The following is a 14,741-nucleotide window of genomic DNA, read 5'->3' as shown; positions in this document are numbered from 1 at the left end:
CAATTCGGCCGCTTTGACGTTGACCTGCGGAGCCTCCTGAAAGGGTCGCGCCGTATGTCCGGTTAAGAACCCAAAATCGTTGACGTGGGCGTGAAGCGATTCCACCGGAAATTCAATCGGTTGTTCGCCCTCTAAATCGTAGAGCCGCAACGTGGCGAAATCCGACACGATGACAAATCTCGGCAAATCCTCGTCGGCAATACCCTCGAAGTAATTTGCGGCTTGGGTGAACGCGGCCGTCAGATCCTCGCCGCGCGACTTATGCTCAACCAATAATACACCGCGCCAAAACAGATCGATTCGACCGTGTCTGCCGTCGCGCAACTCGACCGGCACCTCGAACGTCGCCACGCGCCGCCGATGGATCCCAAAGGCATTCAGGAATTCGTTCCAGAACGACTGCTTTTCGGCAATCTCACTCGTCTCGCCTCTCCATTCTTTTGAAAAAGAAATGGCGCGGGAGCGGATTTCGTTTAGTGTGAGCGGCATGTAGGTTGATAATACCAGAATGCAGCTATGAGAAAAGCTGCGGACGGGTTACCGAATTCCTCGAGCGTTCAAGATTTCGGCGGTTCCGCAGAAATTCACAATCGCGATTCCATGGCGCGTGCCAGAACGGATGCCGAGCGGGCCGTTATCCAAAGTCGATTTGTCGGGCGTGAGGCATGTCGCGCGAGGTGACGGGTCACACTCGCGCCGCGTCTAAGGTGGCGACAGCGGTCGTTTGACCAGCGACGGTCACGAACTCGACTTCAATCGCTTCGCCCCCTTCGTACACATGAACGACGGTTCCCACATCGCCCGCTTCGAGCGATTCTTCGGGCACGGAGGTCGTCATGACAACTCTCTCATGTTCCTTGATCATGGACTGACCGCATGGAGAGCAGGGCTTTTCGCGTCGCTCAGTTTCACGGCCGTGACGAGCGGAATCTCCCTTGCTGTTGAATTGGGCTTGCGGGCGAGCAATTCGGTGAGTTGGAATTCGTGATAGGGCTGCTCGGCGGCGGGCTTGCAATCGGCCGACGCGTTGGCGACCCAAAGTTTGGTGCTCGCCGGAGCGAATAGCACGTCGTGCAGGTTCGACTTCATGGCCACCGGGCAATCCATCAGGTGCAGAGCGCCCGCCGCGTCGAACTTACCATGGCCCGCTTTCGCTCGCTCAACTAATTCCTCATATCTCCTTCCGGCGGAGAGCAGCACGCAGTCCTTGACCGGCTTGGGAAGCAGCGGATCGGGTTCGCCCGGCTGGACGGTGTGGAATTCGTTCCAAGAGGCCTCCATGCCGACGGCTCGATTCGTATTGCCATCAGCCACCACGTAGAAATACTGGCACGTCCGCGGATGGTCGCGAAAGACGCCGATGGCCGTGTCCAAATCGCCGGACTTTTCGAGCGCCTCGCGCACTAACAACGCCATCGGCATTCCGCGCCAATGCCCCGTGCCGCCTCCTCCCATCTCGCCGATCGACACGTGCCGAGCGTTCATCCCGGTGACCGAGCCAATGAATCCAGCATAGCTGACGTTCACGAAGGGAATGCTCCCTTCCGGCTCCGCCACGATCAGCACGGCGTGGTCCTGGAGATGCCAGCGGATCGCGTAGTCGAGCACGCGGCCGTGGTATAGAGTGCCATCGGTCGTGGCCGAATTCATGATCGCAAACCCGCTGCAATGAAACAGCTCGGGCACAAAGTTGCCGGCGACGATGTCGTCTCGTTTCAAATCGGCGCCGGCAGCCAGGCCGCTCATCTCGTCAATGTAGCGATCGGGCACGTAGGGGCGCTCGACGATCGGGATCGTGTCCATCAACCGCCGCGGCTTGACGGTGAGCGGGCCGAACTTGATGTCGGTATTCCCCTCGATATCGAGGATATTGTGCATATTCTGGCGGACCGACTCCTTCAGCAGCGCGCCGTGCTGAAAGCCCATTTCGTAAGGTGTGCCTTTAAGGTGCAGCACCGGGTAACCGTCGATCGTTTCGAGCCATCCTTGCCCGCAGCGGGAGACCGTCTGGCCCAAAGCGGCATTTCCGCCGATCGCTAAATGCAAGCAAAGGCCAATGATCGCCGCGACCGCAACACGATTTCGACCAATCCGCAAAATAATCATCGGGTTCATGGTATTCATCCTTCTATGGACGTGTTTTAGCCGACGGCAGTTCGATTCTACGCGATCGGCAACGCAGCTTGCCAGAGCGGAAAACGGCCTCCCATTGCGGGGGCGCGCGGCGGAACGAATAATGGCGATAAGCGTCATTTGACGAGCGGCGATCCGTGGCAGCGAAGGATTGGCCACGTCGTTGTCTTATCCAATAGTGTTTTCCCTCGGTCCCCAATCCCCAGCCCCTTCCTTGTCGAAACCGCCAGACCAACTCGATTCGCGGATTGAAATCGTCACGCCTGAGAACATTGCGTTCAAATACCGGGTGGCGGGGCCATTCCGCCGGCTGCCGGCCTATTTGATCGACATGCTGATCCGAGCCGGCGTGATCCTCGTGGTTGGATATTTCGCGGTGATGTCGTGGCATATCGGGTTCTTGGTCGGCGCCGCTTTGATGCCGTACATTTGGTTTTTTGTCGACTGGTTCTACGGCGGTTTTTTCGAGGCATATTGGAACGGTCAAACCCCGGGGAAACGGGCGATGGGACTGCGCGTCGTTTCGCACGACGGCCAACCGATCGACGCTTTGCAAGCCGTGCTGCGGAATGTGCTGCGGGCCGTTGATGCGTTGCCGACGTTCACGTACCAGCTCGGCCTGGTTGTTGCTGCGTCCAATAAGAGATTCCAGCGACTGGGCGATTTGGCAAGCGGCACGATGGTGGTCGTCGAAGAGAGTCCGCGGCTCTACGGCGTGGCCGCGGTCACCGAGCCGGAGGCGATTCGCCTGGCCGATTTGATTCCAGTCAACTTCGAACCAAGCCGGAGCTTAGCTCGTGCTCTCTCGGTCTACGTCGAGCGTCGCGGCGGTTTCGCCTGGGGCCGGCGGGCAGAGATCGCCCGACATTTAGGCGAACCACTCTGCGAGCGATTCAATCTGCCGCGGCAGACGAGCCACGACCTGCTGCTGTGCGCCGTCTACTATCGCATCTTCGTCGCCAACAAAGCCGGCGAAAGGCAACAGGCCCAAGCCGCCGTGCCGCCGCGTATTGCCCCACCCCCCATTACCGCCGGCCAAACTCGAACCGCCGATGTCCACAACCTGCTCGACCAAATGGTGTGATTTTCCAATCGTCAGTCCCCAGCCCCCAGTCCCCTTCCTATGAAAGTAGTCGAACTCCTCGAACAACGCCGGACAAGCTGGCGGGCCCTCGAGCTGTTGTGCGTGAAGATGGAAGGCCGCGGGCGAAAACGTCTGGGCGGGCCGGGCATTGCCCAGTTTGCATCGCTCTATCGTTCGGCCTGCGCCGATTTAGCGTTGGCGGATTCGTACCAATTGCCGGCCAACACGGTGCTCTATCTGCACCAATTAGTCGCTCGGGCGCACAATCAACTCTATCGCAGCCGCCGGTTCAATGTCGGCAAATGGTGGCAAGAAGTATTTCAGACCGTTCCCCAACGACTTTTCCGCGACAAGTTCTTGCGGATCTCGTTCATTATCTTCTGGGGCTTGTTTCTCGCGTCGATGCTCTTCGCCAGACAGTCTCGAGAGTACGCCGAAGCGCTCGTCGGCAAGAGCAATCTGCACCAGTATCAGGAAATGTATTCCAAGCCACTCGATCAACGGAACGGACAGCTCTCCGCGCTCATGCAAGCCTTTTATAGCTCGCACAATAGTACCATCGGCTTGGAATGTTTTGCCTTCGGCCTGGTGTTTGGCGTTGGCGGCCTCGTCGCGCTCGTGTTTAACGCGGCGCAAATCGGAGCGGTCTTCGGCTATATGTCGACGGTCAGCGAATGGAGCATTTTTTCAGATTTCGTGACCGCGCATGGGCCGTTCGAGTTGTCGGCGGTCGTGCTTTGCGGCGCGGCGGGCATGCGGCTTGGGTTCTCGATGATCGACACCAAGGGCCTGAGCCGCGCGGAAGCATTGCGGCAGGCAGGTCGCGAGGCCATGCCGTCGGCGGGCGTGGCGGTTGCCCTCTTCTTCCTTGCCGCGCCGATCGAAGGCTTTGTCTCGCCTTCGGCGATCCCATACGCTTTCAAGGTGCTCGTCGCGATCGTTTCGGCGGCAGCGATTCTGTTTTACGTCGTCGTCTTGGGCAGCCGGCCGCTGCCAGTGAGCGAAGCGGGGCCGACCCATGCAGCTTGACAATACCCGCATCGCGATCCGCGAGCGCGATCTGCTCGACGTGCTCGATCTATCGCTGCAACTGGTCCGCGCGTATGCGCTGCCGTGGTTTATTACCAGCCTCGCCGGAGCGCTGCCGCTGGCGGTTCTGAACTGGTTGCTGCTCCGACAGGTATGGGATCGACTTGGCGAGCGAGACTGGTTTCTCTTCGTCGGGATGATGATCGTACTCGTGGTGTGGGAGATGCCCGTGGCCAGCGCGGCCGTGACGCGCTATTTCGGACATGCCTTGTTCGTCGATCATCCGCCCGTGCGGCAGATCGTCCGTGACCTGATCGATTCGCTCCCGCAGTTGTTCTTCTATCAAATCCTGCTTCGCGGCGTCATCTTTTTGCCAGCACTGTTCATGGGGCCGGGATCGATCATGTGGGGAATCATCTTCTGGTGGATGCCGTCCGTGATTTGGCCATATCTCAACGAGGTGATTTTGTTGGAGCGAAATCCATTGACGAAGGGCCACGGCCGGATCACCACCTGGCAGCGGAGCCAGGTCCTTCACGCCGGGTCGCGCGGTAGCCAGTTTGGTCGCTGGCTCGTATCGCTGCTGTTCGCCGCAGGGATGGCCGCCGGCTTGAGCTTCGCGATTTGGTATCTGTGCGGCCTGTTCAGCCACCATTGGGAGTTTGGCGAGTGGATGTATTTTGTCTACGTGCCGACGGCCATTTGGCTCGTCGCCAGTTTTTTTGCCGTGGCTCGCTATCTGAGTTATCTGGACCTGCGGATTCGCCGCGAGGGTTGGGAAGTGGAATTGCAAATCCGTGCCGAGGCAGCACGATTGACGAGGGCCATCGGGTGAACGGCATGCAAGCTCGAGCCCTGATGATTCGTGCGTCGCGAAAGTCCGTCGCCCTTGCGGTCGGCGCTTGGTTGTCGATCTGCCTGGGATGCCCACGGCAAATACTTGCCGCCACCGATCCCGACACGGCGGTTCAGTCCGGTCACGAAGCGCTTGGCCCATCGGGACGTTTTCCCTGGTACGATTCGAATCGCGACGACGTGCGGCCGGTTAGACTTCGCGGCTCCGATAATTCGTCCGACGATTTGCCGAATGGGAAATGGACATCGCGCGGGCAGCCCGGCGACGGCGGCGGATCGGCGGGCGACGGATCGGGCTCCGGCTCGTCCAGCGGAAACGATCCGTCGATGTCGATCGATCCGGGCTCGGTGAGCGCGCCGGCCCTGATGTGGATCGCCTGGATCGCCATCGCCGTCGTGTTGGTGTGGATCGCATACATGCTAATTCGAGCGTTTCTCGAGCGCGAGGCGCGCAACGCCAAGCAAACCGATTCGCAGGACGCTGCCGAGGAAGAAACTGAAGAAGACCGCCTCGAGACCTTGCCCACTCGAATCGGCGCCACGAAAGGCGGGCTATTGGAAGAAGCGCGGCGGCAATACGAGGCGGGCAATTACAACGCGGCCGTTATCTATCTCTACAGTTACCAATTGATCAAGCTCGACCAGAATCAGATGCTCCGGCTGGCGAAAGGGAAGACCAATCGACAATACCTCCGCGAATTGACGGGACGGCCGGAAATCTATGGCATCGTGGCCCAATCGCTCGTGCCGTTCGAAGACGTGTTCTTCGGTGAGCACCAGCTCGCGCGCGAGCGCTTCGAAGCGTGCTGGAATCAGGTGGAACGCTTTAATCGGCTCGTCGAGCAGGCAGCGACATGAGAAGTACGCGCCACTTGGCGCTCAGTGGTTGTTCCAGTCGTTGCAACCTCGGCGGCGCCGCTTTACCCCTCACCCCCGGCCCCTCTCCCGCAAGGGAAGAGGGGAGACGAAACGCCGCGCGTTCGCGGGTGGGTGACATCATTGCATGCGCAATCGCGGTAGGCATCGCGGTCGGCGGATGCAGCAAAACGCCTAACGACGATCTCCAGACTCAATATGGTCAGCGGAGCGAAACGCGGTTTGCATCAAGTATCAACGGCTATGGCGTGCTGGCGGATATGTTCGCCAAGGCGGGGCACACGGTCCGCACCGGGACCGATTTGACTCCATCCCTGAAGGACTCGGCCGACGTGATCGTCTACGCTCCTGACGATTTCAACCCGCCCGACGGTCCAATGATCGATTGGTTCCAGCAATGGCTCGAGCAGAAGGAGGGAAGAACGCTGATTTACATCGGCCGCGATTTCGACGCCGCCCCGATCTATTGGCGGAAGATCTGGCCGCAGGTCGCGCCCAAATTGCAAGCGGAGGTGGACCGTCGGCTGGCGGAGGCTACGCAGGAGTTCAACGCCCGCCGCCGCGCGATGTCCGAGGATGCTGCGTGCATCTGGTTCAGCGTCGATTCGACGGCCAAGCACCGCGATGTGCGGAAGCTCGGCGGTCCCTGGAGCTACGGCGTGGATGGCGCTAAGGTCGAGATCGAGCTGAACAGCCGGATCGAGACCGACGACGACGCGGAAATCCTGTTGACCGCCCCCCTGAACGCCGCCGATAAGTCGACTTCCCCGCAAAATGCCGACGACATCCTTGCCTTCCGTCGCGCGTTTCAATCGCCGAACTATCAGGGGATTCCGCTGTTCGCGCCCACGAGTCAATTGATCGTCGTGGCCAACGGATCGTTTCTGGTGAACTTGCAGCTCGTGAACAAGGAGCATCGCAAGCTGGCTGCGAAACTGATCGACAAAGTCGGGCAATCGAAGAGGGTGGTGTTCATGGAGGCCGACGAACCGACGCGGATTCGTAATTCGGGCGGCCGAAATAATCAGGAAACCGCCGGCATGACCGACGTCCTGGGCGTTTGGCCGCTCGGCGTAATCTTGATTCAGTGGGGAATCGTGATGCTGCTGTTTTGCTTCTCGCGGTGGCCCATTTTTGGCCCGCCGCGCGACCCTCCCCCCGCACCGACGTCCGATTTCGCCCGCCACGTCGCCGCTCTGGCGGAGAACTGGGAATTGACGCGCGACTCTTCCTATGCCAAGACTCGTTGGCAATACTACCAAGAGCACGTGCGCGGCGAGCCCGGCATGGTCGTGGCTGCCAAGCGGCACATGAAGAGTGGCAAATAACCGGTGCATAGTGACAAAGCCAGCAACCATCAGAGATTTTCATGCCTGATTCTTCTCTTCCCGTTGCGCCGCCGGCGCCGCCGATGATCGAGTTTCGCTGTCCGCAATGCCAGAACCTGTTGCGGATCACGGCGGTGGCCGCGGGAAAGCAGGCGCAGTGTCCGGAGTGCCGGGCGTCGGTGACGGTGCCATCGCCAGCGACTGCAACGAATCCGACGTTGGTTGCGGCGCCGTTGAACAGCGTCCCAACGCTTTCCCCGTCGCCGCCGCCGTCTGCGTCATTCAGCCCGTCGCCACAGGCGGCTCCGATGCCAGTGCTCGCTCCGTCCACTCCACCGATGCCAGTGCCTCCCTTGCCGAGGTTGCCTCCGACGGCGTCTTCCGGGCAGATGACGGCCACGAAAGCGCTCTTCGACCGAATTACAACCGAGATTCGCAAAATCTACATCGGGCAAGATGAATTGGTGCTCGGCACTTTGGTCGCGCTGTTTTCGAGCGGCCACGTGCTGATCGAAAGCGTGCCGGGGCTGGGCAAAACGCTGTTCGTGCGCACGTTGGGGCGCGTGCTCGGCTGCCGGTTCGGCCGCATCCAGTTCACGGCCGACCTGATGCCATCCGACATCACGGGCGCGCCGATCTTCGACATGAAAACGCAGGAGTTTCGCTTTCATCCGGGACCCGTCTTCACGCAATTCCTGCTGGCCGACGAGATCAACCGCTCGCCGGCGAAGACCCATGCCGCGCTCTTGGAAATCATGCAGGAATACCGTGTCACGGTCGAGCGAACGAGCCACAAGCTCGAGCGGCCGTTCCTCGTGCTGGCCACGCAAAACCCGATCGAAAGCGAAGGAACGTACAACCTGCCCGAGGCCCAGCTCGATCGCTTCATGTTCAAGATCGTGGCCGAATACCCGTCTGCCGAGGAAGAATCGCAAGTGCTCAAGATGCACAGCCAACAGGTCGACCTCGACCAGCGACTGGCCGAGGACCTGCAAACCGTCACCTCGCCGCAAGAGATCGTGGCCACAACGAAGGCCTGCGGGCAGATCCACGTCGACGACAAACTGATCGAATATATCAACACGCTCGTGCGGCGGACCCGCGAATGGCCGCAATTCCACATGGGGGCTTCGCCGCGGGCGGGAATCGCGCTGGTGCAGGGGGCGCGCACTTTGGCCGCGTTTTACGGCCGCGATTATGCCGTCCCGGACGACGTGGTGCAGATCGCCCTGCCGGCGCTGCGGCACCGCGTGATCCTCACGGCGGAAGCGGACGTCGAGGGGCAAAAGGTCGACGATCTGCTCCGCGAGCTGGTCCGCATGGTCGAGGTCCCACGGCTGTGAGCGCGCTCGTTCTCATCTCGTTTGCGATCGTGGCGGCGCTGCTCGTGCTGTTGGCTCGTCTCAGCAAGGTCTATCCTCACCAGCCGCTGGTGCTGATGCTTACCGTGCCGGGGCTGTTGTCGCTTGGATTGATGACGTCGGGTGCGCTGTTCATCGCGCTGGTGGCGATCGATGTGGCAATCGTTGCCGCGGCGGTCATCGATCTTTTGACGCTGCCGCGGTCGAGCGACTTCCTTGCGGAGCGGCAGATGCTGCGGGTGGCGTCGCTCAAGAAACCGCAACCGGTACAGTTGACGGTCACGAATCGCTCGCGGCGGACGCACGCAATCTGGGTCCGTGACGGTGTGCCGGCGCCTTTGGTCGCGGAGCCACGAGAGTTGCTCGTTCGATTGGCGCCGCGGAGCCGCTCGACGCTCCGCTATGCGATCCAGGCGGCGCGGCGCGGCGCGTTCACGCTTTCGGCAATTCATTTGCGAGTTCGCAGCAGCTTCGGCCTTTGGCAGCGATACCTCGATTATCCAATCGAAAACGAATTGAACGTATACCCCGACATGAAGCAGTTGAGCGAATACGGTGTGCTGGCTCGCACGAACCGGTTGAGCCTCGTTGGGGTTCGCCGGACGCGTAGGATCGGCCAGGACAACGAATTCGAACGACTCCGCGATTTCACTCGCGACGATAACTACAAGCACATCGACTGGCGTAGCACGGCTCGCCGCAGCAAGCTTACAGTCAAGGATTTTCAGGCCAATCAAAGCCAGCGGCTGCTGTTTCTGGTGGACTGCGGCCGGATGATGGCCAACGAGGCCGCCGGCTTGAGCCTGCTCGACCATTCGCTCAATGCCATGTTGATGCTGAGCTACGTCGCGCTCAAGCAGGGAGATTCGGTTGGGCTGGTCTGTTTTTCCGATCAAATCCACGGCTTCGTGCCGCCGACGGGAGGCATGAACCAGATGAATCGGCTACTACACGCGTCGTTCGATCGCTTTCCGCAAATGGTCGAATCGCGTTATGATGAGGCCTTCTTGTATCTCGCTTCGCGCTGCCGCAAGCGAGCGCTCGTCGTGCTGATCACCAACCTGATCGACGAGGTGAATGCCAATCAGGTCGAGCGCTACCTCACGTCGCTCGTAGGCCGGCACCTGCCGCTAGGCGTGCTGCTTCGCGACCGGCAGCTTTTCGAGGCCGCCGACGCACCCGAACCGCGCGACAAAGCCCTCTATCGCGCCGCCGCCGCCGCCGAGATCCTCATCTGGCGGCATCAAGTGCTCACCGATCTCTCGAGCAAAGGAGTGCTCTCGCTCGACGTCTTTCCCGAAGAACTCACGGCGCCGCTGGTGAATAGTTATCTGAACATCAAGGCGCGGCATTTGTTGTAAGAACGACTGTTGCGGATAGCATGCCGCGGCGTGCCGCGAGTTTGCCTATTCTTCTTTTCGCAGCCGAATGAATAGAATTGAGGCGCTAACGCGCTCAACAACTGCCGCAGTTCGGAAACACCGCCCCAAGACGTGCCCGATCCGATTCTCACCGACGACTTCAGCCCCGCCGATCTGGCGACCATCGAGCGGACGACGCAAGAGGTCGGGCGGTGGTTGTTCGCGCATTTGGACACACGGCGCTCGACGTTTCTCCAGCGCGCCTGGTGGGACGATCGGATCATGGCTTGGGCCATGCGCGATGAGTCCGTCAAGACCCAAATGTTTCGCTTCGTCGACGTCCTGCCGATGCTCGGCGCGACCGCTAGTGTGACCGAGCATTTGCAAGAGTATTTGGGACCAGTTCGCGGGCGGCTACCAGCCGCGGCACGGATCGGGTTGGACGTGGCCAGGACCATTCCACCGGCCGGACGAGCGCTGGCAGCGGCGGCCCGCCGTGGGGCGACCGCCAACGCCCGCCGATTCATCGCCGGCTCCAACACGGCCGAAGTGCTGGCCGCCGCTCACGCCGAACGACAGAAAAAGCGGGCCTTCACGCTCGACATCCTCGGCGAAGCCGTGACGAGCGAGGTCGAGGCCGAGCGGTATCTTTTTGCGTATCTCCAACTCATCGAAGGGACCGCCCCGACCGTAAATTCCTGGCCCGAGATCAGCCGCATCGATCGCGATGATCGCGGGCCGCTTCCGCGGGTGAACGTCTCGGTCAAACTCTCCGCGCTCGATAGCCAGTTCGATCCGGCCGATCGCGATGGAACGACCTCGCGCGTGGCCCAGCGGCTGCGCACTCTGCTCCGCACGGCCCGCCGTCACAATGCTCACGTGCATATCGACATGGAGTCGTTCGAGGCGAAGGACCTGACCCTGCATATCTTTCAGACGGTGCTGGCCGACGAGGAGTTCCGCGATTGGCCGCACGTCGGCATCGTCATCCAATGCTATTTGCGCGATGCGGGAAGCGACCTGGCGGGATTGGCTGAGTGGACGCAATTGCGCGGCACTCCGATCTGGGTCCGTCTCGTGAAGGGGGCATACTGGGATTATGAGACCGTACGCGCTCAATCCAACGGCTGGCCGATCCCTGTCTTCCAGCACAAATGGGAGACCGACGCATGTTTTGAGCGGCAGACTCGATTCGTATTTCAGAATCGACGATTGCTACGGCCGGCGCTCGGCAGCCACAATCTTCGATCGCTTTCGCATGGCATCGCGGTCGCGAAACTCCTCGACCTGCCTGCCAATTCCTACGAAATTCAAATGCTCTACGGCATGGCCGATCCGGAAAAGCAGGCGATCGTCGATCTCGGCCAGCGGATGCGAATCTACATGCCCTACGGCGAGCTGATTCCCGGCATGGCGTATCTTGTTCGAAGGCTGCTTGAAAACACATCCAACGAATCGTTTCTGAGGGCAAGTTTTGCCGAGCATCTGGCCGCGGAAGAGTTACTGGCGCCGCCAGCGGCGGATGTCCAACGGCCGCGAGCTAGCGGCGACGGGGAATTGAAGGAGGTAACGATGTCTATTGGTGAATCGGTTCGGCACGGTGGATCGGCCCCAGCAACGTTTCGGAACGAGCCATTGGCAGATTTCGCCGCCGAGGTGAATCGTCGCAAAATGCGCGATGCGCTCGGCACGGTTCGCTCGCAGTTCGGCCAGAATTACCCGCTCTGGATCGATGGGCGGCCGGTCGAAACCACGGCACGGCTGGCGTCGAAGAATCCGTCCGATCATGCGCAGACTGTCGGTTACGCGGCGGCGGCAGAGGCGCGGCATATCGGCGACGCCGTGGCGGCGGCAAAGCGGGCGATGCCGGCCTGGTGGCGCCTCGGCGCGCGCGGCCGGGCGGATTTCCTGCTCGCAGCGGCCGAAGCGATGCGCGGGCGGCGCTTCGAGCTGGCCGCTTGGGAAGTCTTCGAATGCGGCAAGCAATGGCGCGAGGCCGACGGCGACGTGTGCGAGGCGATCGACTATTGCGAGTACTACGCCCAAGGGGCGATTGCGCTCGACGCCCCGCACGAGGTCAATCTGCTGGGGGAAGAGAATCGCACGGAGTACTTGCCGCGCGGAGTGGCCGGCGTCATTGCCCCGTGGAACTTTCCATTGGCGATTCTAACGGGGATGACCGTCGCGGCGCTCGCGACCGGCAATACGGTCGTGATGAAACCGGCCGAGCAATCCGCTGTAATCGCCGCCAAGCTCATGGAGATCTTCGAGGAAGTGAAACTGCCTGCCGGGGTCGTCAACTATCTACCGGGGCAAGGAGAAGTCGCCGGGGCGGCATTGGTCGAGCATCCCGACGTCGCTCTGATCGCCTTCACCGGCTCGCGGAATGTCGGCCTGGCGATCAATCGCCGCGCCGCGGAAGTCTCCGCGTCCGGGATCAAGCAAGTCAAGCGTGTGATCGTCGAGATGGGAGGCAAGAACGCCATCATCGTCGATGACGACGCCGATCTGGACGAAGCCGTCGCTGGCGTCGTGAAAAGCGCCTTCGGCTATCAAGGGCAAAAGTGCTCGGCCTGCTCGCGGGCGATCGTGCTCGACGCGGTTTATGATCAATTCCTCCCTCGGCTGATCGAAGCCACGCGCAGTCTGAAGGTCGGCCCGGCCGAGGATCCATCGGCCCACGTCGGCCCGGTCATCGATGCCGAGGCGTTCGATCGCGTCCGGCGCTATATCGAGATCGGCCGGCAAGAAGCTCGCGAGGCGCTAGCCGTAGATGTCGGCTCGCTCGTCGATAAGGGCTACTTCATCGGCCCGCACATTTTCACGGAAGTAACGCCGGCGGCGCGCATCGCGCAAGAAGAAATCTTCGGCCCAGTGCTCGCCGTGATTCGCGCGGCCGATCTCGATGAAGCCCTCGCGATCGCCAACGGCGTGGACTACGCGCTCACGGGTGGCATCTTCTCGCGCAGCCCGGCCCATCTCGAGCGAGCCAGCCGCGAAATGCTCGTCGGGAATCTCTATCTCAACCGCCCGATCACCGGCGCTCTTGTGCATCGCCAACCCTTCGGCGGCTTCAAGCTGTCAGGAATCGGTGACAAAGCGGGCGGCCCGGACTACCTGCTGCAATTCGTCGTCGAACGCACGATCACGGAGAACACGCTGCGGCGAGGATTTGCTCCGCCGGAAGACCCATGATTACACAGTGTTTTTCCAGTTTCCCGTTTCAGTAACCAGATGATTTACGGCGCTCGGCCGAGATTGGGATTCCCGTGATTTCCGCGTACAAGACATCGGGATCCAAGTCGGCGCCGTTCGGCCATTCGATGGTGCCCAATTCCGAGTTCACATGGACTTGATTGAAAAACGCTTTTTCGTGAAGCGGTGCGAACACACTCTCGAAGCGGACCAGTTTCGCAAGATCGATGGTCCCCTCGACACCATCTTCAAATCGGAGATGAACACGATACTCGTCCAACGGCCGAGCGTCGACGATGTCTATTAGCATTGCGTCAGCTCGTGGACAGTAGCGTAAAGGCCAGCCCTTTGTACTAGCATCCAAAACACCGTGAATCCCAGACGTTTCCGAGGATTCAGCAAGTTTGAAACGTCTTGGAGTTCAGCAATCGCACGATTTGAATCGCATCGATTGAACATGGGCGGAGCGTGAAACGGCGCTGATTACCGAATTTACCGTGACATTTATACGACTGCGTTCTCCATAATCCCCAATATGTTGAAAAAGTGCTAGTACAAAGGGCTGGCGTAAAGGCTGAACTCCAACCGTTGGAGTTCACGCTTCAGCGTGCTGCCCAGCCTTACAACTCTGGCGGATCCCACTTTTCTCCAAAACCGTCGATCGGAAACTGGCGCCACATTCGTTCGGCCTTTTCGCGTCCGGTTTCTTCGAGCCACGCGGCGGCACTGCAGAATGGCCAGTCCTGCCATTGTTCGACGTAACCGTGTTTGACTGGGTTATGCAAGACGTAGAGCAAGGATGCCCAGAAGTGCCGCTCCGATTTCATCGCCGTTTCAGCCGCATTGCACCACACTTTTCGACCGCGGCGCTGTTCCTCGCCGTTTCATTCGAAGGAAGTTCGTCCGTGCAGCCGTCCCAATGCCGACAACAGTGCTTCAACGTCCAAGGCTTGGACGAGCGCGTGGTAATGGTTTGGCAAGATGGTCCAAGCATGGACGGCCTGGCATTTTTGCCGCACGACCTCGAGCAACGACGCCTCGAAATCCGCCATGCGCTCGCTGCTGTGGCCGATGACTGCGCGATGCTCGTAGCATGCCGCCGTGATCAGATAGAAGCTTGTGTCGCTTGCATAATGGGGCGGGCTATGCAGCGGGAGTCGCTGCTGTTTGCGGCAAGCCAACGCCTGCTCGCGCTGGACTGGCGTCATTCGCCGCCAGCGATACATCTGGCGCTCAATGGTCGGGTAGCGCATCAAGACGACCTCATTGCGAAGCACGCTGAAGCGTGCTGGAAGTGCAGATGTCAATTTTTATCGCGCGCGCCGAGCAAAGCCCAGCGGCGGGCTAGTCTTTTGGCAACATCCGCCGCTTTCGCAACGCAAAGGGAAAAAGGGCAAAAGGAGAAACGGTTATCGTTTTACGCAGGAGCGGCACGCCGCCATGTCGCCGATGGTAGCTCACGCCATCTGCAATTGCAAACTGTTTTCTGTCGGACCCGTCCGGTTTTCGTATTCCGTCA

At 60.4% G+C, this 14,741-nt stretch carries 13 protein-coding genes; 8 read left to right on the top strand and 5 right to left on the bottom strand.

What is annotated here, in order from left to right:
• The 3 genes from VGY55_05365 to VGY55_05355 form a co-directional block, all read right to left on the bottom strand.
• A partial coding sequence (locus VGY55_05365) for a type IIL restriction-modification enzyme MmeI (protein ID HEV2969401.1) occupies window positions 1-489 on the bottom strand: 489 nt, incomplete at its 3' end.
• Window positions 490-685: 196 nt separating this feature from the next.
• Window positions 686-865 (bottom strand): DUF4926 domain-containing protein, encoded by a 180-nt coding sequence (locus tag VGY55_05360; protein HEV2969400.1) that lies wholly within the window; start codon window positions 863-865, stop codon window positions 686-688.
• On the bottom strand, window positions 862-2,115 hold the full coding sequence (locus VGY55_05355) for a C45 family peptidase (protein HEV2969399.1): 1,254 nt from the start codon (window positions 2,113-2,115) through the stop codon (window positions 862-864). The genes VGY55_05360 and VGY55_05355 overlap by 4 nt, the downstream gene beginning before the upstream one ends.
• A 232-nt stretch (window positions 2,116-2,347) precedes the next feature.
• On the opposite strand from VGY55_05355, the gene VGY55_05350 reads away from it, so the two are divergent.
• The 8 genes from VGY55_05350 to pruA all read left to right on the top strand — a co-directional run bounded on the left by VGY55_05350 (window position 2,348) and on the right by pruA (window position 13,222).
• Complete coding sequence (locus VGY55_05350; GenBank protein HEV2969398.1) at window positions 2,348-3,217, top strand: RDD family protein; 870 nt, start codon at window positions 2,348-2,350, stop codon at window positions 3,215-3,217.
• A 39-nt stretch (window positions 3,218-3,256) separates the two neighbouring features.
• Window positions 3,257-4,246, top strand: coding sequence for a stage II sporulation protein M (locus tag VGY55_05345; GenBank protein ID HEV2969397.1), 990 nt, complete (start codon window positions 3,257-3,259; stop codon window positions 4,244-4,246).
• On the top strand, window positions 4,236-5,081 hold the full coding sequence (locus VGY55_05340) for a hypothetical protein (GenBank protein ID HEV2969396.1): 846 nt from the start codon (window positions 4,236-4,238) through the stop codon (window positions 5,079-5,081). Before VGY55_05345 ends, VGY55_05340 begins: the two co-directional genes overlap by 11 nt.
• Window positions 5,082-5,086: 5 nt before the next feature.
• Complete coding sequence (locus VGY55_05335; protein ID HEV2969395.1) at window positions 5,087-5,959, top strand: hypothetical protein; 873 nt, start codon at window positions 5,087-5,089, stop codon at window positions 5,957-5,959.
• Window positions 5,960-6,087: 128 nt separating this feature from the next.
• Window positions 6,088-7,305: a hypothetical protein gene (locus tag VGY55_05330; GenBank protein ID HEV2969394.1), complete on the top strand. Its 1,218-nt coding sequence runs from the start codon at window positions 6,088-6,090 to the stop codon at window positions 7,303-7,305.
• Between the two features lie 338 nt (window positions 7,306-7,643).
• Window positions 7,644-8,648: a MoxR family ATPase gene (locus tag VGY55_05325; GenBank protein ID HEV2969393.1), complete on the top strand. Its 1,005-nt coding sequence runs from the start codon at window positions 7,644-7,646 to the stop codon at window positions 8,646-8,648.
• Window positions 8,645-10,027 carry a DUF58 domain-containing protein gene (locus VGY55_05320; protein HEV2969392.1) on the top strand — a complete coding sequence of 461 codons (1,383 nt, stop codon included), beginning with the start codon at window positions 8,645-8,647 and terminating at the stop codon, window positions 10,025-10,027. The genes VGY55_05325 and VGY55_05320 overlap by 4 nt, the downstream gene beginning before the upstream one ends.
• A gap of 132 nt (window positions 10,028-10,159) precedes the next feature.
• A complete protein-coding gene (pruA, locus tag VGY55_05315) occupies window positions 10,160-13,222 on the top strand; it encodes an L-glutamate gamma-semialdehyde dehydrogenase (GenBank protein ID HEV2969391.1) in 3,063 nt (1,020 codons plus the stop codon).
• Between the two features lie 28 nt (window positions 13,223-13,250).
• Here the strand turns inward: pruA and VGY55_05310 are convergent, their stop codons facing one another.
• Entirely contained in the window at window positions 13,251-13,532 is a 282-nt protein-coding gene (locus VGY55_05310) for a DUF2442 domain-containing protein (GenBank protein HEV2969390.1), read from the bottom strand.
• A 574-nt stretch (window positions 13,533-14,106) separates the two neighbouring features.
• Window positions 14,107-14,475, bottom strand: a complete 369-nt coding sequence (locus VGY55_05305; GenBank protein HEV2969389.1) for a hypothetical protein — start codon at window positions 14,473-14,475, stop codon at window positions 14,107-14,109.
• Between the last annotated feature and the right edge of the window lie 266 nt (window positions 14,476-14,741).

The organism is Pirellulales bacterium, assembly GCA_035939775.1.
Taxonomy (GTDB): Bacteria; Planctomycetota; Planctomycetia; order Pirellulales; family DATAWG01; genus DASZFO01.
Note: the sequence above shows the minus strand (reverse complement) of the source record. Positions and strands in the feature narration are given on the sequence as shown.